22 protein-coding genes and 1 pseudogene are annotated in these 24,781 nt (G+C 42.2%); 13 read left to right on the top strand and 10 right to left on the bottom strand.

Going from position 1 to position 24,781, the window contains the following annotated elements:
* Positions 1-264: 264 nt before the first annotated feature.
* The 4 genes and pseudogenes from MSG33_RS04930 to MSG33_RS04915 form a co-directional block, all read left to right on the top strand.
* A pseudogene (locus MSG33_RS04930) lies at positions 265-532 on the top strand (IS1-like element transposase); the annotation flags it as partial.
* 495 nt (positions 533-1,027) lie between these two features.
* Entirely contained in the window at positions 1,028-1,606 is a 579-nt protein-coding gene (locus MSG33_RS04925) for a 2OG-Fe dioxygenase family protein (protein ID WP_248380077.1), read from the top strand.
* Positions 1,593-1,907: a 2OG-Fe dioxygenase family protein gene (locus MSG33_RS04920; protein WP_248380076.1), complete on the top strand. Its 315-nt coding sequence runs from the start codon at positions 1,593-1,595 to the stop codon at positions 1,905-1,907. The genes MSG33_RS04925 and MSG33_RS04920 overlap by 14 nt, the downstream gene beginning before the upstream one ends.
* Before the next feature lie 16 nt (positions 1,908-1,923).
* Positions 1,924-2,799, top strand: coding sequence for a DMT family transporter (locus MSG33_RS04915; RefSeq protein ID WP_248380075.1), 876 nt, complete (start codon positions 1,924-1,926; stop codon positions 2,797-2,799).
* Here MSG33_RS04915 and MSG33_RS04910 read toward each other — a convergent pair.
* A complete protein-coding gene (locus MSG33_RS04910; RefSeq protein ID WP_248380074.1) occupies positions 2,781-3,494 on the bottom strand; it encodes an AraC family transcriptional regulator in 714 nt (237 codons plus the stop codon). The two genes, MSG33_RS04915 and MSG33_RS04910, sit on opposite strands and share 19 nt — an antisense overlap.
* Positions 3,495-3,813: 319 nt before the next feature.
* Here MSG33_RS04910 and MSG33_RS04905 point away from each other — a divergent pair, with 319 nt between their 5' ends.
* The 3 genes from MSG33_RS04905 (at position 3,814) to MSG33_RS04895 (ending at position 6,052) form a co-directional block, all read left to right on the top strand.
* Positions 3,814-4,590 carry an MBL fold metallo-hydrolase gene (locus tag MSG33_RS04905; protein ID WP_029843842.1) on the top strand — a complete coding sequence of 259 codons (777 nt, stop codon included), beginning with the start codon at positions 3,814-3,816 and terminating at the stop codon, positions 4,588-4,590.
* A 24-nt stretch (positions 4,591-4,614) separates the two neighbouring features.
* Positions 4,615-5,016: an ester cyclase gene (locus MSG33_RS04900; protein WP_248380073.1), complete on the top strand. Its 402-nt coding sequence runs from the start codon at positions 4,615-4,617 to the stop codon at positions 5,014-5,016.
* A 64-nt stretch (positions 5,017-5,080) separates the two neighbouring features.
* Positions 5,081-6,052 (top strand): helix-turn-helix domain-containing protein, encoded by a 972-nt coding sequence (locus tag MSG33_RS04895; protein WP_047009328.1) that lies wholly within the window; start codon positions 5,081-5,083, stop codon positions 6,050-6,052.
* Between the two features lie 257 nt (positions 6,053-6,309).
* Here the strand turns inward: MSG33_RS04895 and MSG33_RS04890 are convergent, their stop codons facing one another.
* Positions 6,310-7,287, bottom strand: a complete 978-nt coding sequence (locus MSG33_RS04890) for a helix-turn-helix domain-containing protein (RefSeq protein ID WP_248380072.1) — start codon at positions 7,285-7,287, stop codon at positions 6,310-6,312.
* Between the two features lie 113 nt (positions 7,288-7,400).
* Here MSG33_RS04890 and MSG33_RS04885 point away from each other — a divergent pair, with 113 nt between their 5' ends.
* The gene (locus MSG33_RS04885; protein ID WP_248380071.1) at positions 7,401-8,018 is read left to right on the top strand and encodes a LysE family translocator; all 618 of its coding nucleotides are present in this window, start codon (positions 7,401-7,403) and stop codon (positions 8,016-8,018) included.
* A 511-nt stretch (positions 8,019-8,529) separates the two neighbouring features.
* Here the strand turns inward: MSG33_RS04885 and yecR are convergent.
* Positions 8,530-8,880 carry a YecR family lipoprotein gene (yecR, locus tag MSG33_RS04880; RefSeq protein WP_024701646.1) on the bottom strand — a complete coding sequence of 117 codons (351 nt, stop codon included), beginning with the start codon at positions 8,878-8,880 and terminating at the stop codon, positions 8,530-8,532.
* A 340-nt stretch (positions 8,881-9,220) separates the two neighbouring features.
* Between yecR and MSG33_RS04875 the strand changes: the two genes are divergently transcribed.
* Complete coding sequence (locus tag MSG33_RS04875; RefSeq protein WP_248380069.1) at positions 9,221-10,189, top strand: hypothetical protein; 969 nt, start codon at positions 9,221-9,223, stop codon at positions 10,187-10,189.
* A 59-nt stretch (positions 10,190-10,248) separates the two neighbouring features.
* Here MSG33_RS04875 and MSG33_RS04870 read toward each other — a convergent pair whose 3' ends face one another.
* From MSG33_RS04870 to MSG33_RS04860, 3 genes are all read right to left on the bottom strand, one after another.
* On the bottom strand, positions 10,249-10,701 hold the full coding sequence (locus MSG33_RS04870; protein WP_248380068.1) for a hypothetical protein: 453 nt from the start codon (positions 10,699-10,701) through the stop codon (positions 10,249-10,251).
* A gap of 303 nt (positions 10,702-11,004) precedes the next feature.
* A complete protein-coding gene (locus MSG33_RS04865; protein WP_248380067.1) occupies positions 11,005-11,583 on the bottom strand; it encodes a hypothetical protein in 579 nt (192 codons plus the stop codon).
* Between the two features lie 278 nt (positions 11,584-11,861).
* Positions 11,862-13,172 (bottom strand): hypothetical protein, encoded by a 1,311-nt coding sequence (locus tag MSG33_RS04860; protein ID WP_248380066.1) that lies wholly within the window; start codon positions 13,170-13,172, stop codon positions 11,862-11,864.
* Between the two features lie 680 nt (positions 13,173-13,852).
* On the opposite strand from MSG33_RS04860, the gene MSG33_RS04855 reads away from it, so the two are divergent.
* Positions 13,853-14,854, top strand: a complete 1,002-nt coding sequence (locus tag MSG33_RS04855; RefSeq protein ID WP_248380065.1) for a hypothetical protein — start codon at positions 13,853-13,855, stop codon at positions 14,852-14,854.
* A 122-nt stretch (positions 14,855-14,976) separates the two neighbouring features.
* On the opposite strand, the gene MSG33_RS04850 is transcribed toward MSG33_RS04855, so the two are convergent.
* Positions 14,977-15,783, bottom strand: a complete 807-nt coding sequence (locus MSG33_RS04850; protein ID WP_248380064.1) for a sulfite exporter TauE/SafE family protein — start codon at positions 15,781-15,783, stop codon at positions 14,977-14,979.
* 122 nt (positions 15,784-15,905) lie between these two features.
* Between MSG33_RS04850 and MSG33_RS04845 the strand changes: the two genes are divergently transcribed.
* Entirely contained in the window at positions 15,906-16,700 is a 795-nt protein-coding gene (locus MSG33_RS04845; RefSeq protein WP_203347327.1) for a helix-turn-helix transcriptional regulator, read from the top strand.
* A gap of 181 nt (positions 16,701-16,881) precedes the next feature.
* The gene (locus tag MSG33_RS04840) at positions 16,882-18,132 is read left to right on the top strand and encodes a DEAD/DEAH box helicase (protein ID WP_226420813.1); all 1,251 of its coding nucleotides are present in this window, start codon (positions 16,882-16,884) and stop codon (positions 18,130-18,132) included.
* 150 nt (positions 18,133-18,282) lie between these two features.
* On the opposite strand, the gene MSG33_RS04835 is transcribed toward MSG33_RS04840, so the two are convergent.
* Positions 18,283-18,696 (bottom strand): VF530 family DNA-binding protein, encoded by a 414-nt coding sequence (locus tag MSG33_RS04835; protein WP_005391068.1) that lies wholly within the window; start codon positions 18,694-18,696, stop codon positions 18,283-18,285.
* A 486-nt stretch (positions 18,697-19,182) separates the two neighbouring features.
* Here MSG33_RS04835 and MSG33_RS04830 point away from each other — a divergent pair, with 486 nt between their 5' ends.
* Complete coding sequence (locus tag MSG33_RS04830) at positions 19,183-20,640, top strand: DUF3360 domain-containing protein (RefSeq protein ID WP_005391067.1); 1,458 nt, start codon at positions 19,183-19,185, stop codon at positions 20,638-20,640.
* A gap of 196 nt (positions 20,641-20,836) precedes the next feature.
* On the opposite strand, the gene trpB is transcribed toward MSG33_RS04830, so the two are convergent.
* Both trpB and rnr read right to left on the bottom strand, forming a co-directional pair.
* A complete protein-coding gene (gene trpB / locus MSG33_RS04825; protein ID WP_085344662.1) occupies positions 20,837-22,060 on the bottom strand; it encodes a tryptophan synthase subunit beta in 1,224 nt (407 codons plus the stop codon).
* A 401-nt stretch (positions 22,061-22,461) separates the two neighbouring features.
* Positions 22,462-24,708 carry a ribonuclease R gene (rnr, locus tag MSG33_RS04820; RefSeq protein ID WP_248380063.1) on the bottom strand — a complete coding sequence of 749 codons (2,247 nt, stop codon included), beginning with the start codon at positions 24,706-24,708 and terminating at the stop codon, positions 22,462-22,464.
* Positions 24,709-24,781: the final 73 nt, after the last annotated feature.

The following is a 24,781-nucleotide window of genomic DNA, read 5'->3' as shown; positions in this document are numbered from 1 at the left end:
TGGTACGCTCAATACGTGCTGCAGTGACGTTACACAAATCAAACTAGACAATGAGTAATCATATGCATAATTGATAATAATTCGCATACTCAGAAACATGATCAGTAACTAAGCTTTATTGAAATTGAAATGCAAAGATTCATTTAGATTTAGAGCAAAATCCCTAAAATAGAATAATTCTACACACCTGGCTTATTGCCTGTTATATGCACTATTCTTACCGATAATTTACGCAATAAAAACCTAACTATCCTTTCATTGGTCATGGCTACTATCCAAGTTCAATGTCGTTTCTGTAATAAAACAGAGCTCGTCCGTGAACATGGAAAAGGGCATTCTGGCTTTACTCGTTTCAGGTGTATCGAGTGTCGAAAGGGCTTTCAACTCGATTAAGTTTACGAAGCCCGCAAGCCAGATGTAAAAGAAAAAATTGTCGATATGTCAATGAATAGCTCTGGAATAAGGGAAACAGCACAAGTGTTGAATGTCGCATACAACACGGTATTGAGCACTTTAAAAAATCTCGCCAAGGTAAGTAACCTCAATACCTTTCGATAGAGCAAATATAAGACTAATTTGTAAACTTGAAAGGCTAGCTGCATTGGTTGAGGAGTATGAGGAAAAACACTTCCCCATTTAAGAACTGCAACACACCTTTGCCCCAAAGTGAGTTGCGACCAAAATCTAAGTGGACGAAACATACTAATTAACTTCCTGCTAACAAAAAGTCCGTCATTGCAAAAAAATTGTTCTGATTTGCTGTATCTCCAAGCTAAATTGAATATTAAAACAGGCCCAGATAGATGGCTCACTTTAAATTTTCTAGTCGTTATTCATGTCTTTGACGTTAAATATTGCGTTATCACTTCCGCCTTTTCTCAAAAGATTACCGTCCTTTAAGTATAAATTATAAGTAATAGATTGTTTATATTGTGACTGGAAATTGCTCTAACTTATTTTTTATGTAAGAGATTGTTATGGGCTTTAATTAATTCACTAACAAATAATAAGACGTTACGGCTAGTAAATGAAAAAATCGACTCAAGAAACTATACAGAAAATAAAGGAAAGTTATATCAACTATCGGAGTGTATTTATTCCAGGAACACAATTATTAAATATTTTGGTAGAGCTTGGGGCAAATCCAGCTCATGTGGAGGAAATGAAAGTAATTAGTGAGCAGCTATTTAATGATCCAACGTTGGCATTTAGACGTTCAAGAAATGGAAGGTTTTGCTATAACTTGGAAAAGCAATGTTGTTATCGAACAGAGTTTCAACCATTTGTTCTATCTTTTGATGAGGACTTTGTTCGCCATGATTCGGGGGATATTAGACATTTTCGAGGCTTAAATGACCGACTACAACATAATTCTATCTTCCAATCTTTACTCTTATTTAAGCACCTTGTTTGCCATGATGTCGCAACGGCTCCACGAAAGTATTTGAACTACGATTCTCCAAATTGGGTGTCGACAGTTTTCCATCTGCGTACAGTTACTTCTCCAAGCTTGGTCGGTGAGCCTGCTCTAGAGGGAGTACATACTGATGGTGTTGACCACACAATGACAACATTATTGGGGGCACAAAAATATGACAGACCATAGCGCCAAAACCTTTATTCATCATATGAAAGAAAAAAACGTATTAAAATGGCACGAAGCTGATCCGACATTTATATTGGATGAGAAACAACATTTGAACTTCCTTGATACTTTGTTGATTTGCGATAATGAGAGAAAACATAGCTTGACGGCAGTAGAAGCATCCAATCCTGCTAAAGATGCAACAAGAGATATGTTGATTTTTTTCACTCGGAAACCAGCATTGGAGGGGTACGTCTCATTTCCTTATGATTCTTTAAAAGCGCATCCAGACTACCCGATAAGCTTTAATCTTAACGTTTAAGCTGATGAGTTTGATTATGAATAAGTTAGCTCCTTTCCTATTTCTTTTTATCTGGAGTAGTGGTGCGGTGGTGGTTAAGTTCGGGCTTCAATACGCATCAGTTTGGAGCTTCCTAGCAGCCCGATCTTTGGTTTCCATGTGTTGCTTAATAATGTTGTTTTGGCTTTACTCTTACCGTAAACCATCATTGATTCGTAGCCCTTCAAAAGCTGAGCTACGAAGAATTTTGGTGGTAGGGGCACTTCTTCAAGTTTGTTATCTGTCATTTTATTTTTTGGCGATTGATACCGGAATTTCTCCGGGGTTGGTGACACTAATTCTGGGCTTACAACCGCTGCTAACCCCATTTTTATGTAAGCAACAAGTCAGTCGTCGTCAATTGGCACTTTTGCTGTTGGGTTTTCTCGGGTTAGTGATTTCGATTTATGGCGCGAAAGACCTCACGCAATTAGCGGCATATGGAGTGGTATTTGGCATTGCTGCTCTTTTTTCTATAACGTTTGGTACGGTGTTGCAAGCGAGTATTGTCAGTCATGTGTTATTGAGTGCAATGTGCCAGAGTGTACTAGCTACCCCCATTCTTATGGGGATCAACGTTCTGGTTGGGGGGAGTATTATTTGGACGCCAGGATTTTTGATATCACTTGTTTGGATGTCTGTGGGGGTTTCAGTAGGGGCATTGTTGTTGCTGATGCACATGACCAAGCAAGATGGGGCATCATCAGTTAGCGTGTTATTTTATGCGATACCGTTATTGGCATATTTTTTTGATTATGCGCTATTTGGCACTCAAATCAGTCTGCTCACTATAGTCGGGATGTTTGTTGTTGCGTTGGCCATTGTCTTCTATCGTCGTTTTCCTGCTGAAAAAGTTCAACGCTTGGCACGATAATGTTTCGGTGATTGAGAAAAATGATTACTGAAGCAACGGGTGAATGAAGACTGACAAGTGAAGCCCACTTTCTCTGAAATTATTGATATTGGCAGGTCAGTATTGTTGAGCAATACTCTAGCATTCTCCATGCGTAATTTCGTAAGATACTTGAAAGGTGTCTGCCCCATATTTTTTCGAAAAACCACTTTGAATTGTGTGTGGCTTAAGCATGCTACTGCCGACAAGTCTTCAATAGAGTAGTTCTTGGATAAATCTTGATTGATATACTGGATGACTTTTTTGATCCGATAATCGATTTTATTCCCGAGATCTTGTTTAGCAAGGATAGCGAATAGTAGTGACAAAATAGATTCTTCTAATTCTTCGATAGAATCCACCTCAAGTTGTTTTTCAACATATCGAACAAACGTATTGGCTGACTCATCAAGCCGGATAACGGTACTTTGAATGTGACTTAGAAAGTCGGGAAGTTCATAAATATCGATGACTAGAAATCGGAAATCTTCTCGTGCTTTAAATTCATGGTAGCAACCGGATCTAATGATTATGCAGTCACCATAAGCGGTAGTGCAAACTTCTCCATCTAAGATTAAATCAATGTACCCTTTGGTAGGGAGCACGATTTGATGATATTTGTGAGAATGTCCTTTCGAGTACTTGTTATAAGTTCTCATGGTTATTTTTGAAATCATTATTTTCCTTAAATAACATGCAGATAGGGCTTGTTGGCGTTGTTTTTAGTATATGATGATAGCAATAACTCTTTGATCTGAAGAGATTGGGTGCTTTATGGACTGTAACTCAGTATTGCCCCAAACAGTGTTAAGTCAGTTAATGATCATTAAAGCGGTTTCTATTAGTTTCCCTCAATTTATCTAATAACAACCAATACCAAGGATAAGTTTTGTCCCAATAGTATCCTTATGTGTCCTTTAAGCCACTTTTGAGCGTCTATCCTATTGCATAAAATGACTCCATTACAGCAAAGCACAGCAATACTGGAGCACAATTATGAAAATCACACAAATTCGCAATGCAACACAAATCATCGATTATGCAGGTAAAACATTTCTTATTGACCCAATGTTAGCGCCAAAAGGCACTTACCCTGGATTTGAAGGAACAGCAAATTCACACTTACGCAATCCAACAGTTGAATTGCCTTTGCCTATTGAAAGCATCATCAATGTGGACGCAGTTTTGCTAACTCATACTCACCCAGACCACTGGGATGAAACAGCAGTAAATGTGATACCTAAAGATAAATTGATTTTTGTACAACACGAAGGTGATGAAGCTATTCTTCTATCACAAGGTTTTACCAACGTTAAAATTTTCTCTGAAGAGACTGAATATCACGGTATTTCGTTTACACGTACAGTCTGCCAGCATGGCCCAGAAGCTGCTTTCCAGCATGAACAAATGGCAGAAATTTTGGGTGAAGTGACGGGCGTTATCTTCTCTCATGCCGATGAAGAAAAATTGTACGTGGTTGGTGATACGATTTGGATCCCAAGTGTAGAAGAAACCATGAAAAAAGAACAACCTGGTGTCGTTATTCTCAATACTGGCTGGGCGCATGTACTGGGCTTTGGACCTATTATCATGGGTAAAGAAGATGTACTAAAAACACACCAAGTACTTCCTAAAGCAAAAATCGTTGCGACTCATATGGGCGCAGTTAACCATGTATTGGTAACGACTCAAGAAATGCGCGAATACGCAGTTGCAAATATGATTAGCGATTTTGTGTTTGTTCCAGAAGATGGTGAAACAGTAACACTTTAGTTTGATGTTAGGAGTATGCTGGTAATGACATCTGAGACAAATATTGAGCTAGTGAAGTCTTTCTACAGGGCTATAGAGGGCAATGATTATGATGCAGTAGCTTCAATGTGCCATGAGCAATTCACTTTCTACTCACAAGTAGATACACCATTAGATATCAACGGTTTCCTTACTCAGGAAAAGGGAAATATGGACGGTTTTCCTGGCTTTGTTTTCCGTATACATGACATCTTCGCTTATGATGATAAAGTAGCTTGTTATATGATATTTGAAGGCGTTCATTCGGCACCTATGCATAATTTGAAGCCAACAGGGAAGAAGGTTCGATTTTCATTGATGATGCAGCTAAAGATTAAAGACGGCAAAATCATCGAAAAACGAGCGCACTTCAATGAGGTTGATATTATGAAGCAACTACAGAGTTAGAGTTGATAACGGCACAGAGTGATTCATTGACATTGCTCTGTGCATTTTACTTTGGAAACGAACTATGTATCTCAATGAAAACCATAAAATTCCTTCCGTTGCTGTTGTTGTTTTCAATCGCTTTAGCCCGTTTCATATTTCTGTCCCTAGCATTGTGTTTGGAAGAGATACCCTTAATGAAGCTTTTTTCGAGCTTAAATTTGTCGCTGGAGAGGAAGGACCGATTTTATCTGATATCGGTATGGAAATTCATACCGAGGCGCAGCTTGATTTCCTAGAGTATTGCGACATCATCGTTGTACCTTATTGGAGAACAATTGACGAGCGCCCTAATGAAAAGTTGCTCAATGCTCTCTGTCGTGCTCATGCCCGAGGCGCATTGGTTGTCGGTTTATGTCTTGGTGGTTATGTTCTCGCTTATGCTGGCTTATTAGCGGGGAAACGAGCTGCGACACATTGGGAATTAGAACAGGATTTTAGTCAACGCTTTCCAGAAGTTTCGCTCGATACGAATGCCTTATATGTTGAAGATAGCGGGGTGATAACCTCAGCAGGTACTGCCGCAGGTATCGATTGCTGTCTGTATGTTTTCCGAAAATACTACAGCAGTACGATTGCGAACCGAGTAGCAAGAAGAATGGTTGTGCCTCCATACAGAGATGGTGGGCAAGCTCAGTTTATCGATCAACCTATACCTGTGACGACATCTGATTCACGTATCAATGCATTAATGGACAATATCAGGCGTGATATCAATCAAAAATATTCACTGGATGAGCTAGCAGATTCAGTGATGATGTCCCGCCGAACTTTTACGAGAAAATTTAATAGAGCTACAGGTATGTCATTTGGAGAATGGCTGACGGCTGAGCGACTAAACTTGGCTCAGGATCTACTTGAATCTACAGATTTGTCTATTGAACAGATTGTTGCAAAAACAGGGTTTAGCTCAGTTCTCATTTTCAGAGATAAATTTAAAGAGCGTTATGAGGTAACCCCTAACCGATGGAGGAAAACGTTCCACCAACAGCCTTAGACAAATATTCAGCGTTCCAACTAAGGTTTGTCATACATTTCCTCATGTCAATTCCGATTATTAGGGAGGTTAGCGTAGCTCATTAATGTCCAGAGGTGTGCTGAAACCGATCACAGTAAACACACCTTTGCCCCAAAACCATTTAGATCTTATGCCCATTACACCTTCTGAAAATTGTACATGCCCCAGTTTTTATAATGAGTCAGAAATAGAAGGACATTGAATGTGAAAGGCTGCTAGCTAGACACATATAGTCATCACGCTATCGAGTCGCGACGGCATTGTCCTGGTGTTACGCCAAATCTTTTCTTGAAAATCTTGCATAGATAGCTGATGTCCCGAACGCCCACTTCATCTCCAAGTTGGGCAAGGTCATGATTAGAATGCTTCAATCGCCAGTAAACATGTTGTAAACGTAACTCTTGCCAATAATGACGCGCTGAGATGCTGAGCTTTTGCTGAAATAAGCGGTCTAATTGTCGTCGACTAATCCCGATGAGCGTAGCAACCTGTTCTACGGTCATTGTCTGTTCCAAGTTTTCTTGCATCAAAGAAATCGCTCTATCCATATGACGATTCCTGTGTACTCCTTGCTCTGACGACTTTAGACGGTGTTGCATGCTACGATTTTCATCAACCAGCATATCCGCTAACCCTTTTTCTGCCTTTGTTTGACCGACATGCTTTTGCAAAATTGCCACCGCAAGGTCGATAGTGGCACTTCCGCCAGTGCAACTGATTAGCTCCTTATCAAAGTGATAAAGCTGCTCATCTCTTACAATTACTTTAGGGTAGGTTGCTTTGAACTCGCTATGGTGCCGCCAATGAACCACAATTTGATGACGGTTAAGTAGCCCTAACTCAGCTAGAGTAAAGCAAGCGTTATCAATGCTGACAATTGGTATTCCATTGGCGACAATATTTCGAACAAAAGAGCGATAATAAGCGGCTTGCTGCTGAGATTCAGTTGCAGTGCGGCTACCAAAGAAAACCACATAGTCAAAATTCGCAGGCTTAACGTCACTAAAATCGAGGTCAACTCTGATAGGGATTCCGCTACTAGAAATGATTAACCCTTTGCTGTGAGACACAACTTTCCATGAGCAATATCGTTGTTGACTGTGATCCGCTTCATCTGCGGAGAATCGGAGTTTATCTAAGAAGCCACCAAACGGAAGCATGTTAAAGTTATTTAGAGGTATCAATAAAAATCGGACACCATTATTTTCATTCATTTGTATTGAACCTTAAGTCTAAATATTCATGTTTTACGTCCAGAATATACCATAGATAAATTGAGAACTGAGAGATACTAATCTCCCTTAAGTTCTCAATTTGCTGGTTGGTTATGACGTTTGAAATTTGGTGTGTCTTTGCTTTGTCTGCGCTGGGTCTTGCTTGTGTCCCAGGTCCTAACTCGCTTTTAGCACTCAGCCACGGTGCACGATATGGCTATAAGAAGACAATTTGGACAATATGTGGTGGCGTGAGTGGCTTTCTCATCTTGATTACGGTAGCTATGCTAGGTTTAGGTACATTACTAGAAGCAAAACCTGAATTGATGATTGGTCTTCAATGGCTGGGAGCTTTATATCTTGCATGGTTAGGTTTCAAATTGTTTTTCGCATCTTCAATCAGCATTGAGCAAACAACAACTGTAGTGTCTGTTCTGCCGAAAGAGCTATTTAAACAAGGTTATTTCGCTGCTTTGTCTAACCCGAAAGTCTTACTATTTTTCACTGCTTTTTTAGCTCAGTTTATCAACCCCGACGAGGCGTTCATCCCCCAATTTTTGGTGATAACATTCAGCTTTCTTTGTATTGAATTCGCCGTAGAGTATATCGTGGCCAGATTGGCTGATAAGGTTAAAACAGTGCTTTTAGCCAATGGGCGAATTTTCAATCAATGTTGTGGTACAGTTTTTTTGCTGTTAGCTGCGGTAGCTGTTGTAAAAAGCCTAGTCTAACTGAATAACTAAGCTGTTCTTTGGGACCTTAATATTGGGGGGAATGCGCTTACTTAAATCGTAACACCTTTGCCTGCTTCTCTTTCTGTCTGACTATACTTCCCACTAACAGGTATATTAGGCAATGACCATATCGGGCTGTGGCAGCAGTACTTTGCCCAAATTCATATTATCCGAAGTTGATGACTTCGAGCATTAGCTCTAACACATTTATGTCCAGAATCTTCTTACGACTCCGGGATTTCTAGTTCTATTCGGGACAAAAGCGCCTTAGTATAATTGACCTAAAACGTTTGTGCCCAAACCTGTTTAGCTTCGCCTTTGGAGTATATTTCAGTGTCACTCTGAACTAGACCTATTTTTATAATAACTGACAACGTACTTAGTTTTATTGAGGTTGTTATGCTGATATTGACTATTATTCAATTTAGCAATGAGGTAATGATAGGAAACTGTTAGGTTGAGTCTAAATTAAAACCCACCGAAATGGTGGGCTTATAGAAATTCGAGCTTAATCAATACACTGGTAGTTAATTAAAGTAAGCTTCTCAGAACAGTACATTTTGCCTGCCCATGCATCGTATTGTTGCATGTTACATTGAGTTCGAGTCATATCGCCAAAGCGTTTCGCTTCAGAATAGTTCCAAGCTTTACATTTTTGAGATGCGATACTGTCAACAAGGTTCCAATCAACATTAGGTACATAAATTGTGTATGCATCATCTTTAGTCATGTAGCCCATTGTTACAGAACCATCTGCTTTAGAACCATCAATAGTAGTTGGAGCAACATCTACTGTTTTAGTTGATACACAGCCCGTCACACTGGCTGCAATTGCCACGATAGTAAGTAGTTTTCTCATAGTATGAACCTGATTTGATGTTTCCTTTATGTTATGACAATTAACTCATAATATTGGTGATATGAGTCAAGTGTTAAGTATTTCTTTTAAGCTATTCCTGTTCTTCTCAATTCAGACTGGACACCTAGTTAAACGATTTTTCCATACCTGAAATAATACATGAAGTGCTAATGTTCGATTTTATTAAACTCATGCGCCATTAGATGTCTCACACCGCTTAGCTTTAGGACAAACTTACTTCTATATGTTCAGGTCAAGGCCAGTGCTGCCAATTAAGCATTGCTATACTTCTTGTTTGGGGGGACCAACTAAAAAAGGCGATCACGAGGAAGCCAGTATTGTGAAGATTGAAATAGCAGAATCTCTTTTGCGCTCATGGCTACGACATGTCCGTGGTTGTGAGTTTGCTGAGTTAAACTGGAAAGCATCGCCTGAATGGTTGCCTAAGTCTGATGAGATAACGGAACTTTTCGATACAGCTCATGAACTTTGGCCGGAAGCTTTTGGCAAAAATAGCTACGAGCAACTATTGCGTCAAGCAGAGGTTGATGTACTAGGACTTTCATTCTACGACAACCGACTATATTTCATAGATGTAGCTTTTCACCTTGGTGGGTTGAATTATGGTGATAAATTAACAACGGCAATGAGGGTCTATAAAAAGTTAGTTAGATCAGCACTAATTGCGAAGCGCTATTTCCCCGATCAAACATCTTCTATTTATTTTGTCTCACCATTCACTAACGCGAATGTTTGTTCTGAACTTGATGTCGTGAAGGATAGACTCCAAGAAATATCGGCGAATGATGAAAAGATAAACTTTGATTTTGTTCTCACAAGATCCGAATTCAAATCAGAAGTGATGGAGCCACTACTGTCATTGGGAAATGGTGTGGCAGATACATCTGAACTGTTTTTACGCAGTTGGCAATTGATAGAACCTTTCTTCAATATCCAACTACAAGGAAATGATTCAGAAGTATTAACTCCTAAGAAAGACACTTCGCGTACCCCTATGCCCACGTCAGAAGTTAATAGAACAAACCTATTAATATCGGCGCTTTATTTGGCAAAATTTGGCCATCTCAATCGATTGGGTTTTGGGAACCAGACAAGAACGATTAAAAGCTTGGCGGATATAATAGGGTGTTCAGCAAACTCGTTAAAAGGCTTTAGAGATAGATATGACCGATATGTTGAGAGTCCTCGTGTGGGTTATGATTTGCCACTATCTGATGAGTTGTCGGTGGCTTTAGATAAGTATGACGATTTTTCAGAACTAGAATTACGGGCTAAGCTACCAACCTAAAGTTATTCGTGTTCATTCTTCATTGTGTCCTTCCGGTCGCAGTGCTTTTGTTGACTTATTCAGTCACCTTGGTGTTTGCCTTTATTTACATTAAGCAAAACCTCGGTAATCTCAATTGTTTTCAAAGGGCCATCGACCGTGAATATTATCCTAGTTCTATCTATATCATGAGGTTCCACTCTATTAAAGAGCTGCACTCTTCCATCAGTAAGGATTACTTTGAATGTGACAAAATCTCTGCTCTCACTAAGTATCATTTTAAAGCGGTTGTCTCTCAAACGCTCGAAATGAATTGAAGCTGGCTTAGAATGTACATATAGCGGCTCAAGAGGGGGATATTTTACTGTACAGAAGCCAAATGCTCGGTCAACCCCATCCAATGGGGCTGCCCCGTCATCAATATACTGTGCTGCTTTCACGTCAAAGCACTCATCAAAGTTACTGAAGCTTGGTGGGTTGTCGCAACCGGACTGTAGGAGTAGAACCAATGGGATAACAATCTGCTTATACATAGCCATGTCTCCGTTGGTTAGTTACCCAAATATTATAGGAGGCTGATCTACGCCATTAAAGCAAAACAGAGTCTTTACCATACTTAAATTAGTCTAGCTGTTGCTTATATTGGATTTCAAGAAACACATTTATGTCCAGAGACGTATCGCGACGCCTAGCTTGGGGACAAAAGCAACTTAGTGCTACTACTCTAAAGTGTTTCTGCCCCATTCGGTGTTACGACTAGTTGATATATTATTCACCTAGCGGTGATTTGACATACTTTTGGTCATACTAGAAGTGGCTACTATATTGGTGGCTATTCAGTACTTGTTTAGAGCCCACCTCAATACAAGAACAGGAATAAGCACTTTTATCAGTAGATGATAAAATTCTGGGAACATGGATATGGAAACGAATATGGAAACAATGAGAATTGATAATAAAAGTAAAAGAACACGAAGATAGGCAATGTCCCGTTTGCTAAAGGGGTGATCCCCGGGGACAGCTTCAGACTTATTGGTATATCTCAATACAGATTTAATCTTGAGACTCCCCTGCGAGCCACCTATAGGACGATACTCAATACCAACATACATGCTCCCCTCATTGCCAGAGCTAGAATTATCAACATAATCAATCAGACCTTCATTCAACTCATATGAGTTTGAAAATGGATACTTAAGCTCAATGGATATACATCTTCCTCCCAATGCTCCAATAGCATTGAAGCCAACGATTTGATTACCTTCCTCAATTTCTCGATGAAGTACATCCCAAATCTTAGGGTGCATTTGGGACATAGCCAAGAATTGAAAACAAACTGGGCAAATTCCACCTTTTGAAGCCAGTATATTTGGACTGACAAACTTCCTACACTTGTTACAAGTAAATATCCCCATTTGAGAATACCTAAGTTCATGAATATAGTACCTACATCTATTTTAGCTCTACTAATGGGAATGTAACGGTCAACTAGATTTTACTACTTAATTGGAGGTTACCCGTACCTAGACTAATCAGTTAGTCGCCAATTTAGTCAAGTTACTAAAACACATTTGTCCAAAAATGAGTCACGATAGTCTGTACAAGTTAGTCGCGACTCATCACAATATATGTAAGATTAGTATGAGTCAGTAAGGCTCAACATCTCGCCCCAGGCCAGTCCGGGGCGACGCAATTAGAGATTTGATAGTGCTTTACTCAATGTGTCATTGCTGGCAATTATGTTGTTTGCACTTTTAATGGACTCAAGTTGTTGTGGGTTGTTTAGGTCAATCTTGCTGAGCGCACTCGTCAGTATACCCACTCTCGATGCCGCCTCCGTGTCAGTGAGGCTATGCTGTTGCTTTACCCCATAACTCATCGATATTGCCAGTGCTTTGGCGGTTATAAGCTTACTAGATTGCTCTTGTGCTTTTGTTTCTTCGGCGGCATCTTGAGCAGTCTTAGCACTTTCGTAGGAAGCTATCGCTTGGCTTATATCGTCTATGCCTTTTGACACCTCGTTTTTCGTTTCCTTGTATTCAATTTTGGTAATGGTTCCATGCTCGGAGGACAAGATGTTGAGTTCATTATCCTTGCCTATTCTTGTGCTATAACCAATGAATGAAATATGACCAAGTTCTGGTAGCGATATCATTTCAGATCTCGTCACCTTGCCGTCGCTAGATGTTACAGTTAATAGTCCCGCGCCTGGCATAGCGATAGGTACGCCTTGCGGCATGCTATTTGAGGTCTTTGTGATACTCTTAAGCTGTGCATTATAAGGATAATCTCCGTCTTGGTTCGGCGTCCCTCCTAAAGCCAACAGTTCCACTGTGAAAGCAGCGTCTTTCCGATTAGGCAGGTTTATCCCTTTTATGGCGCTAATATCACCTTCAAACCATTGCTGGAACTGTGAGCTATCCATTGGAGTGAAGTCATGTTTTGCCCCTGCAATCTCCTTGAACTGCAAAATCGTTGTGTCGGTTAGCACTGGCGCCTTGCTGCTATCAGAGTGTTTACACTTGACCTCTGGTGATTTTGAGGGGACGTAACCTTCTGCCTTAGGTATCTCGATTAGGGGGATGCCTTGGGATGCGAGTGCAATGTTGATCGCACCTTTTATTGTGGACGCTGCGATATCAACAGTCTTGTCTTCTCCTTTTACAGAAAAGCTCTTAGTGAGTCCGTTATTATGGTATTCAGCGGTAACAGCCATCATGTTGTTAAACTTTGAGGCTTCTTTGGGGTCAATGTGTACATACTGAGCGGGGAAAAATAATGGAACAACGTCAATCTCCGAGTCAAAGGTTATTTGAGGAGTTTGGTTTGGGGCTTCTTGCTTGCACCCTGTTAGCGTGTACGTTTGTGTCACCTGCAACAGTGAACCTGGTAACGGGATTGGAGTACCAGATGGAATGGCGTCAGTATCAGTTGAAGTGGTCTTTAGAGTGGCACTGCAACCCATCAATTGTGCCACTAGGGTTGTGTAAACCAAGTATTTCATGATCAGCCACCTATGTAGATTTGATGTCTCAAAATTGTAGATCTTGTGAATATCCATAGAGTGCATATGCATCACAGATTGTAGAAAATGGAAGCAACTCCAAGTTTATGCTGCTCCGTCCTGGTAAAAGTATCAATTAACGTCACAGAGTTTCTGAGCATACAAAGGTAAGTAAAGAAAGACTGATGACTAAGCCGTGAACATACTATTCGAGTACTCTGGTGCAGAGGTGTCCAACATAGTTTTTCATGCTTGCTTCTTCTCTGGATTGATCACGATGTTTGCATACAGGGAAAGGCGGACTTCGTTGTGCAACGACAAAGTAAGTTAGGTATTGATAGTGTACGATGGGACAATCAAATCATCATAGTCATCACTCAACAAAGTATCGTTTCTGTATCGCTAAGTGGTTTGATGAAAAGGATACTGTTCTCACTCCTCTGGCAAGTTTTTCGGGATGTAGTTCTTTCAGACGTAGTGAAGAGCTTTCAAACACATCCATGTCCAAAAGCTTGCTGGCGTAGTTCAAAGCAGACACTTGCTTTGGGTTACTCGACTCCAAGTAACTTTATTGCTATGTTTCGCAAAATATATGGAGAATCTCCTGCGCGTTATTTTTCCAGATGCCGTGCAGAGTAATGTATTGATCGGCTGGGGTAAAAATGAAAACCAAAATAATAATGTCGTTTCTACTCGCTTCATTGTGTGTCAGTGTCAGCGCCAGTACGAATGAGCCGAAATACCATTCTGCGCTAACAGTCAAAACGGTATTCAGTGAAGACAGAGACAAGCCTGTAGAAGTCTACTACTGGTATCCCACAACGAACGGAAAAACCAACTTCACGTTTGGTAGGGGTAACATTTTTAAATCAGTCGAAACGCAGTTAGATGCCCCTTTAGCAAGTGGAAAATTTCCCGTTGTGCTTTTGTCGCAGGGCGGAACACGGTCAGCATTTTCCCATAGTGTTTGGATAGCTTCAGGTCTAGCGAAACAAGGTTATGTCGTTGTTGCACCAAAGCCTCCTGCACCAAACGAAATCAATGCAGAAATGGCTGTTGATGAAATCACATTCAGAACCAGTGATTTGGTGCTCGGGCTGAACGAGTTAAGTTCGGTCGGGATACTGTCCGGAGGCGTAGATACAGATGCAGTGCAGGGTGTCGGCTTTTTTCTGGGCGGGACATCTATGCTGATGCTCTCCGGAGCGCAAATAAGCCCGGAAAAATACCGAACATCATGTCATGACGCCACCAATATAGACTGTCATTGGTTACGTGAAAATGACGTTGATATTACCAACACCCCGGATCAAAAATTCCCCCGATTTCAGTCTGAAAGCAAACTGAAATCGCTCGTCGTTATCAACCCTGAGCTAACGAAAACTTTTGTCCCTGAAACTCTGGCCTTGATGAACAATGCTATCACCGTGGTGACGCTTTCTGATCGGCTACATCCCGCACTGACACCAGCCGAATCACTTGTTGCTCTTCCCAATGTGACATTTCAAGAGATCCCCAGTGCGAGTCAGTTTAGTGCGTTCGCAGAATGTACTGAGCGTGGCATTAAAATTCTCGCATCAGAAGGGGAGGAAGCACTTTGCCAGGAGCGTGACGAGGTTTCCAGAAAGGATAATCACCAACAAATTTTGGATGTAATTCTGGCTAGGTTAACAAAGTCATAAGAGTGCAACAATGTAGAGCTTTCTTACACATTGTGTGCTTGGACCAGCAAAGCGAGGAGTAAGTTTTTCAGGCTTGTCCCCACACCATATTACAAGACCTACTAATGACGGTATTATTTGCCCTAATGGAGTACTTGTACCAGCATTTTAAAACTTAGAAGAACACACAAAATACCAACGATTTTCTTAAGAACTTTATTTGGGAAATACTCTGCGCAACGCACGCCGAGGCTAGTAGTTAAGTAGCTACTAATGGAGAAGCTGATCATTGCAGGAAGATATATGTATCCTAATACTAAGTTGTTCCAATCTGTATTTTCCCATCCGTTTAACATGTAACCGAGGCTTCCTGATAGCGCGATAGGGAAACCTATCGCAGCAGAGGTGCCAATAGCACGTTTTACCTCAAAATTTTGCTGGACAAGATAGGGGATGATCAAGCCCGCACCGCTTATAGAGACAAGTGCTGATACAGAGCCAATCACCGAGCCTACAGTGATATTACCGATAGCCCCATGTGGGTTCGGGTTGTATTCATTCTCAGGGTTGCGAAACATCTTATAAGCTACATACAGCATGAATACGCTGAAAAAACCTGCCAGATAGACCCCCTGTAGATACGATGCTACGAATGTGGCGCAAAATGTTCCGACTAGAACTCCGCTCAACATTTTTACTACCATTGTCGAGTCTACATTCTCTTTTTTGTAGTGAGCGCGCATGCTGCCCAATGTTGTAATAATCATCGAAGCCATTGATGTCCCTAACGCAAGATGGACTACTTCCGTATCAGCTATTCCCTGTAGTGAAAACAGAAACGCAAAAATCGGGACGGCCATTCCACCACCACCCACACCAACGAGTCCAGCGAGAAAGCCGATGCCCAAGCCTGCTGTAATGTAATAGATAATAAAGATAGGTTCGTTCATGATGGTTCTGCCTTCGATAAAATGGTCGTTGCTAAAATGTTACTCGAACGCTAACTTGCTATGGTAACGTTAAGAGGACAGAAAATAATGAATAATGGCCAAAATGGAATTGAGTAAATAAAGTGACAAACTCTGACTACAGCGAATGGAAAAATGGCGCCGCGTTGATCGCTAAGGAGTGGCAGCATGAAAGGAGCGACTTCAACCATTTGGATCAACGGCCACATAATTGGCACAGCCATCATCGAGGCCAGTTACTGTGTATAGATGAAGGGCTAATACAGGTAAAAACCGATGAAGGAGCGTGGATACTACCACCTCACCGAGCTGGTTGGATCCCCCCGGGTGCGATGCACAGTGTTTATTTTTGTGGTTCTCTGAAAGGTCGTTCATTACTGTTTACTCCAGAGAGTTGTGAGCGGTTTCCAATGAGACCTTGTGTGATCCAAATGAGCGATGTCTTGAAAGCCCTATCGGTTAGGGCATCGATATGGAGCAAAACAGACGAGCTATCCATACAGTCTTTACGTATTCTTGCCGTAATATCCGATGAAATCGTCAATAGCCCTCATGAGTCACTCCATATCCCCCTGCCCAGAGATCCGAGACTGCAAAAAGTTACTCAAGCAATTTTAATAGACCCAAACAGCAAACATTCTGTGGAGCATTGGGCAAAGATCGGGGCTGTCTCATCTCGGACATTAAGACGATTGATTCGAAGTGAGTTAAACATGAGTTTTAGTGAATGGCGGCAACAAGCACTGCTAATACATTCGTTAGAAATGATGGCTCGCGGAGAATCCGTAGGAGCGGTTGCACATGCTTTGGGTTATTCGACGCCCAGTAACTTTATCGCGATGTTTCGTCGGGTCTATGGCGATTCACCCACGCGTTACTTTTCGAGTCGTGGCATATAGTTGCCAAGAGCTTACCTAAATTAGGTTCGTTTTTATGTACTGAGGTTTTGCATACATTTACTCACCCAACATAAATACGTGCTTCTCTCACCAGTCTTCTGTTTGGCTCATTATCGCTAACATCCAGACGCGAAATAGCATAAGATACACGGCCTTTACTAGCACTGAGCCACTCATCGTAATGACAGATAAAACACAGCAAGCGACATTTGCCGATCTTGGTCTGATTCCAACCTTAGTCGAGCGACTAGAAGCGTTAGAATACAGCCAACCGACGCCCATTCAATCTCATACCATTCCTTATATCCTTGAAGGGAAAGACATTGTTGGCGGTGCCAATACGGGCTCTGGTAAAACCGCTGCTTTTTCGCTGCCAATTCTGCAAAAAATTGTTCAGCAAGACGAATCAAATAATCGCCGTGGTAACTTCGTTTCTCACCTGATTTTAGTTCCAACTCGTGAGCTGGCATCACAGGTGGCATACAACGTCAAATCTTACTCATACCATCTTAGAGATAAGATCAAAACGGTTGCCGTATTTGGTGGTGTATCGGTGAACCCACAAATGCTAGCGCTTCGCGGTGGCTGTGACATTATCGTAGCTACGCCGGGTCGATTACTTGATCTGGTATCCAGTAACGCGATTAAGTTAGACCAAGTCAAAACGCTCGTGCTCGATGAAGCTGACCGTATGTTGAGCCTCGGATTTACCGAAGAACTCAATAAGATTCTTGCGTTACTGCCAGAGAAGAAACAGACGCTGCTATTTTCTGCTACTTTCCCTGATAAAGTCACGACGCTTGCTCAGCACTTGCTCCACGACCCTGTTGAAGTTCAGTTGCAAAGCGCAGAAGCCAGCACTTTGGTGCAACGCGTGTTTAGTGTAAATAAAGGTGAGAAAACGGCGGTACTTGCGCACTTAATCAAACAGCATCAGTGGCGACAGACTTTGATTTTTGTGAATGCTAAGAATGCCTGTAACCATTTAGCTCAAAAACTGTCAAAACGCGGTATTACAGCTGAAGTTTTCCATGGTGATAAAGGGCAGGGCGCTCGTACTCGTGTACTTGACGGTTTTAAGTCTGGCGAGATTCAAGTTCTTATTGCCACCGATATCGCAGCACGTGGCCTTGATATTGAAAAGCTGCCAGTGGTGATTAACTTCGATCTCCCGCGTAGTCCTGCTGACTATATGCATCGAATAGGGCGTAGTGGTCGTGCTGGTGAAGTGGGTCTAGGGTTATCTCTTATCGATTACGATGACTACCACCATTTCAAAGTGATAGAAAAGAAAAATAAGTTCCAACTTGAACGCGAGCAGGTAGTAGGTTTTGAAGTGGAAGACGATCAGAGTGAAGCCTACTTTTTACCAATGAAGCCGCGAGCAAAGCCGGCAGGTACGGGTAAAAAGAAGAAAAAGCGTAGTCAATAGAATACGTAAACAACCTGTGAGTTTACTTACGGGAGGCGCTGGAGAAGGGGGCGCACTAGCTTGAGTATTCGCTTCTAGCCATTTCTTTAAAGAACAATAGAGCCTTGCTGGAGCTACCAGTAGGGCTCTATTGCTTTTCAAGGTTATGTACTATCGACGCGTCGGACGTCCACGAGGTGAGCGTTTTTTAAATGCGGATGCAGCTTTAGCTTGTGACTTGAGGATAGAGTCAACGGTTAGCGGCATTGGCTCTTTAGGTTCAAGACCATGAGGGAACGTACGAGCTCTCGGTGGTAAATCATATTCTTCTTCACTTGCGCGTGGCATGCGCTTAAAGCGATAAAGGTAAAAGTTTTCTAATTTTTCTCTCGCCCATTCGGTCTTCTTTAAATACTTCACACTACTTGCAATCGAAGGCTTAGTGTTAAAGCAATTAAAGCGCATTGCTGTATCTAGAATGTCCCAGCCATAAAAATCCACCAACTCTTGCAACATAGTTTCTAGCTTTAACCCGTGCAGTGGGTTGTTCCGTTGCAGTTCGATTCTTTCTTCGTCAGTCATCATTTTAGGGGCCTTACTCATCAAAGGGTGGAGTTTAGCAAAGTATACATTACAGAGATATCTATAGTTAGGCAGCGTGGTTTGGGTTGCAACTCGATTTGATGTTGTTAGTGCGTACTTGCATGAGCAAAATTAACCAAGTACCTGTGTGAATACGGATATGTTTTTTCTACCTTGAAAAGCACAGGTGGAGTTGCGGCTGTTCCTCTTGTTGAATTGCTGTTCAAAAACTCTCACTAAAGATCAGCGTACTCTAATGCAATGTTAAATCTTTGTGTAATAAGTGAGATTTTTGTTGTCCTTTTACTAATGTCTAATATTCCTACCGATAGCAACACATGCTTAATAGGTTCAAATCAAAAATTAGCCATACCGCTTTCTTGGTGTGGTCTCGATGTTTGATGTGGGTGTTGTCTCGTATTGGTCTGTATACCAAGCGAAACTCTAGTTGGCATAGTTCAACGTTGAAATATAACAAAGGATAGCTCAATGTCTGACTCAAGTAAGACCTTTTACAGGGATGTGCGCAAAAAACCGCATGAATTTGAAAGTCGTGAAGACTTTCTAAACCATGATTTAACCATCATGAGCTTTCGTCGCTGGGGTATTCATTTGCCATCACGTGATTACAGTATTGAAATCGAAGACTGGGTGCCTGCATTAGCCGCAACCATTGGTAAAGTGGTGATGGTCACCGCCATGGTTGCTGCCTTTGCTGCTCAGTTCGGTTTATCTCCGGAGTTCGTTGCAGAAAACGTGCGTTACGAATTGCTTATCGCGGGTGCTTTGTTCGTTATTTTGTTTTCTGCCATCCTAAACCCGAACGCAAACTTAGCCGGTACCCACGGCCCAATGATACCGCTGATTCCCATGATTGCTGCCGCAGGAGGGCATCCTCTGGCGCTTGGCTTGATGGTATGTGCTTTTGGCTTAATTCTCGCTTTGACTAAAGGCGGTTCTAAACTCATGACCTTGACTGGCATTGGGGTTCGAGGAGGGTTATTGATCTACCTAGGCGCTGTTGGGTTGCTCGGACAGATTAATAAGACTGAGGCGTGGGCTGCAAGTACAGACCAAGGTTACATTTCGTTTGTGGTCATAGGCCTAACCGTTATGGTTTATGCCTACCTAGCTAAGATCAACAAGCGTTGGTTGGCAATCCCACTGTGCTCTGCACTCGCGGGTATTGTTGCTTATTTGATGGGCGCTGAGTTTGCTTTTACCACAGAGCCGGGCCTGCCTAACTTCAGTCCATTCTACTGGTGGGGTGAAGATACAGGCTGGCAACTAGGTTGGCCAACCTTAGAGCACTTTATTGCCGTGACTCCATTTGCGCTACTGGCAGTCGCTATGTGGTCCCCTGATTATCTCGGCCATCGTGTGTTCCAAGAACTTAACTACCCAAAAGAAGCGAAAGGCGTACTCATGGATGTCGACGACACGATGGTCGGAGCGTCTGTTCGTCAGGGGGTTGGCTCACTCTTAGGGGGCGGTAACTTAGCTTCTTCTTGGGGGACGTACATGATTCCAGCCGCAATTGCTAAACGTCCTATTCCAGGTGGCGCACTGTTAACGGGGTTCATGTGTATTGCCGCGGCGGTAATTGGTTACCCTATGGATCTAGCGATGTGGGAGCCTGTTCTGCGTGTTGCTTTGATTGTCGGTGTATTCTTACCACTTTTAGAAGCGGGTATGCAGATGATCCACAAGCATAAAGATTCACTCAGTGCAGGTATCTGTATTTTTGCCTGTGCATTCGTTAATCCAGTCTTTGGCTGGGCAATCACTATGCTGCTGGATAACCTTGGACTTATCGGCGACCATGAGCGTGCCAACGAACTCTCGAGAAAAGATAAATACCTGATTCCTGGCACTGCATTTATCGTCTGTGCAGGCTCCCTTGCTGTCGTTGGTCAGCTTCCGGGCATTCCTGCTCTGATCGGTTAATCGAATTACGCTCTAAAGGCATAGTTGGAGTAGTGAGTGAAAGGGCTTTCTCAAGCTATGCCTATTTCTCAAAAGTAAAAGATTTGGACTGTGTAGTTAAGCCTTTAAAGAGCATGTAGGGGAAATAAGGCGCAAACAAAAAGCTACCTAGCAATAGGTAGCTTTTTGTATAGACAGTTAGCCTACCAAACGGGGACTAAACAATTGATTCAATGCCGTATTTTGCGCCGTAGTGTTCAACGACAAAATCAATGTCTTTGTCACCGCGACCGGATAAGTTGATCAGAATTGAGCCAGTTTCTCCTTGCTTCGCGAGTTTAATCGCGTAAGCGACAGCGTGTGAAGATTCAATCGCTGGAATAATCCCCTCTTCGCGAGACAGTTCAAAGAAGGCATCAATCGCTTCGTCATCGGTGATTGAGCCGTAATTGACACGGCCAATGTCTTTTAAGTAACTATGCTGAGGCCCAACCGATGGGTAATCTAAGCCACTTGCTACAGAGTACACTTCTTGAGGTTCGCCTTGCTCATCTTTGAGCATGTAAGACTTAAATCCGTGCATAATACCTGGCTCACCAAGTGTGAGTGTTGCAGCATGCTCGCCAACCTTTTGCAAAGAGCGGCCCGCGGGCTCGACGCCGTGAATAGCGACTTGTTCATCGTCTAAGAAAGCAGTAAATAGCCCCATCGCATTAGATCCTCCCCCAACACATGCAACGAGATTATTGGGTAGCTTACCAGTCATTTCTTTGAATTGAACTCGTGCTTCGTTACCGATAATTGATTGGAAATCTCGTACCATTTTAGGGAATGGGTGAGGGCCAACGACAGAGCCTATCGCATAAAGTTGTGTGTCAGGATCTTTTAGGTAGGCTTCGAAGGCAGAATCAACCGCTTCTTTGAGAGTCTTGCGCCCGTGAGTAGCAGGGATGACATTGGCACCAAGGATTCTCATACGGACGACATTCGGGTGCTCTTTGGCAATATCAACTTCACCCATGTAAATATCGCACTTTAAGCCGACCAGTGCGGCGGCTGTCGCAAGCGCGACACCGTGTTGCCCTGCGCCAGTTTCAGCAATCAGTTTCTTCTTACCCATCTTTTTAGCGAGGATGGCTTCTCCTAAGCAGTGGTTAATTTTATGTGCGCCTGTATGGTTTAAGTCTTCGCGCTTTAGGTAGATGTCTGCTCCGTATTTCTTAGACAAGTTTTCTGCATGGAAGATTGGGCTAGGTCGTCCAACAAAGTGCTTATACAGGCGAGCAAGTTCCGCTTTAAATTCAGGATCTTTGCTGCATTCCTCATAAGCTGCGTTGATGTCACGCATGATTTGTTCAAGCTCCGGCGGCACGAAGCTACCACCGTATTCACCAAAGTATCCTTCTTCATTGGGCATGGTGAGATCAAACGAGTTTTTCATTATTTACATCCTAGTTAACGAAAGTATTGATACTTTTATACCCAAAATTTGGAAGAGGTTGTGTGATCAGTTGCTTAAATCAGAATTCGCGATCTAGTGAACTAGTTAAAAAGTACAATTTGTGTAGTTGTTAACGGGTTGGATACAACATAAGGTGGGGTTTAAGAGGCGCAAAAAAGCCCCGAGAGATCCTAGGCTGTCATAAGAACCTCTCGAGGCAAACAGAGTGCTGGAAATACACTCTGCGATGGTGTCTGGAAACAAAAGTTAGATTCGTCTCCTTTGCCAGATATTAGGGTTTTAGAATGAGCTGATGTCAGCGAAATGTCACAAGTTAATCGCGGTATCTAAAGCTTATTTTTTATTTTTGAACAATGGGTTAGAAAATAGACTACGACAGACTAACCTACCGTGTGTTCTGCATCTTTTAAATTGAACATGATCTTTCTTTGTTTCGAATCGACGTCTTTAACCAACACGTGCACTTTAGTCCCTAAAGTAAACGTGGTGCTCTGGCTGGAAATTTTTTGTTTGACTGCATCAAATTCGAACTCACCATTTTGGAAGCTTGATAAAGGAATGAGACCTTCGATTCGGTTTTCCTCTAACTCAACAAATACTCCGAAGTGTGTGACTCCAGACACCGTCCCCATGAAGTGTTGCCCGATAAATGGCTTCATGTAATGACATTTCAGTGCAGACTCAACCTCTCGGCTCACTTCATCTGCCTGACGAGATTGATGCGAACAGTGCACGCTCAGTTGCTCGATTACTTTTGTATCGTAAGGGTAGTTGTTCGCAGCACCTGTCAATTGACGAATAGGTTTTAGTTTCATGAGCAGACTGCGTAGCTTGCCTGTTTTTTGCTCTCGAAGTTTAGCGCGAATGGCGCGGTGAACGAGTAAGTCTGGGTAACGACGAATTGGCGAAGTAAAGTGTGCGTATGCGTCATAGGCTAAACCGAAGTGACCCATATTCTTCGGCGAATACTCGGCTTGACTCTGAGAACGTAGCAGTAGGGTACGAATCACATCACACTCATCTAAATCTCGTACTTGTTCCAGTAATGCGTTGTAGTCATGAGAAGTTGGTTTATCACCACCCGCAAGCGTTAGCCCTTTGTCTGCAAGCATCATTCTTAATGAAGACAGTTTTTTCATCTGAGGACCAGAGTGCACGCGGTATAAGCTCGGTATTTTTTGGTGCTGCAAAAATTGAGCGGTGGCAACGTTGGCACACAGCATGAATTCTTCGATCATTCGGTGGGCATCATTTCGAACTACCGGAACGATGGACGCGATTTTCTTTTTATTGTTTAACGTGAATGAAAGCTCTTGCGTGTCAAAATCAATGGCACCACGGACTTGACGTTGACCAGATAGGTTCAAATACAAGCGATGGAGATTCACCAGATGCTGTTTAATGTTTTGCTTTGGGTTCTTACCTTGGTATTTTTTTGCTTCCGTTGATTGGGAAACAATGCGGTAAGCTTCGTTATAAGTTAAACGAGCATGCGAGTGAATGATCCCTTCAGAAAACTCTGAATCTAGCATGTTACCTTCGTCGTCAAAGGTCATCTCACATACCATAACCAATCGGTCTTCATTCGGGTTAAGCGAGCACAAACCGTTAGATAATGTTTCTGGTAGCATTGGTACAACGTATCCGGGGAAGTAAACGGACGTTGCACGAGATTGCGCCTCAAGATCTAAATGGTCGTTTGGCTGAACGTAGTGAGATACGTCTGCAATCGCAACGAATAACTTCCAATGCCCATTGTCCATTTGGTATGCGTAAACGGCATCATCAAAGTCTTTCGCGTCGTCCCCATCGATAGTGACGAACGGTAAATCTCGATAATCCACTCGGGACGTTTTGTCTTTTTCTTCTACGTGATTGCCAAATGCGGAGGCGGCGTGAAGAACTTCATCATCCCAATGATCATTGATGCCATGTCGACGTAACGCCAATTTAACTTCGATCCCTGCTTCTCCCGGACGCCCTAATACTTCTGCCACTTCAACCGTTGTTGATTGTCTGTGATCTGGATAGGCCGTGACTTTACAATGAACGAGTTTACCGGCATTTTTGGCGATAAGATCATTTGGTGTGACATGAATGGTTTGAGTCAGTTTCGTGCTTTCTGGCACTAGATAGAAGTTCGAACCTTTTCTCTTTAACAAGCCTACGATGTGGGTTGTTTTTCGTTCCACTATTTTGATGAAACGATGATTTGAGCGTCCTTGATGCTGAGCATTGCCTTTCAGAACCAGTACGATATCGCCATCAAACACATGAGTAAGTTGGTGTTTAGGTAAGAAAAGGTCTTTTTCATTACTGTCGTAAGTGACAAAACCAAAGCCGTCTGCGTGAATGCTGACCTTTCCAGAAACCAAAGCGGTTTGATCGACTTTTTTATAACCACGGCGATGCGTGAAAATCAACTGGCCATCGCGCTCCATAGCGCGTAAACGTTTTTTTAAAGCGTCTTTTTGTGGTTTCTCATCTAAGCCAGTAGAGCGAGAAATTTGCTCGTGACTTAAGTGATTTTTAACTTTATCGAATAGGCTAAGGATAACGTCTCGGCTAGGGATAATGTGCTCGTAATTATTAGAATTTATTGATTGTGCGGATATATTTAATTTCATTTTTTTCTCTTATATTCGCCAATCGCTTTTATTTTATAAACTTTATTTATATGAGCAAAGCATGAGGCGAAGT

The sequence above is a fragment of the Vibrio sp. 1CM7H genome (genome assembly GCF_023161645.1).
Lineage (GTDB): Bacteria > Pseudomonadota > Gammaproteobacteria > Enterobacterales > Vibrionaceae > Vibrio > Vibrio diabolicus.
The sequence above is the reverse complement of the archived record's forward strand: the minus strand, read 5'-3'. Positions and strand labels throughout refer to the sequence as shown.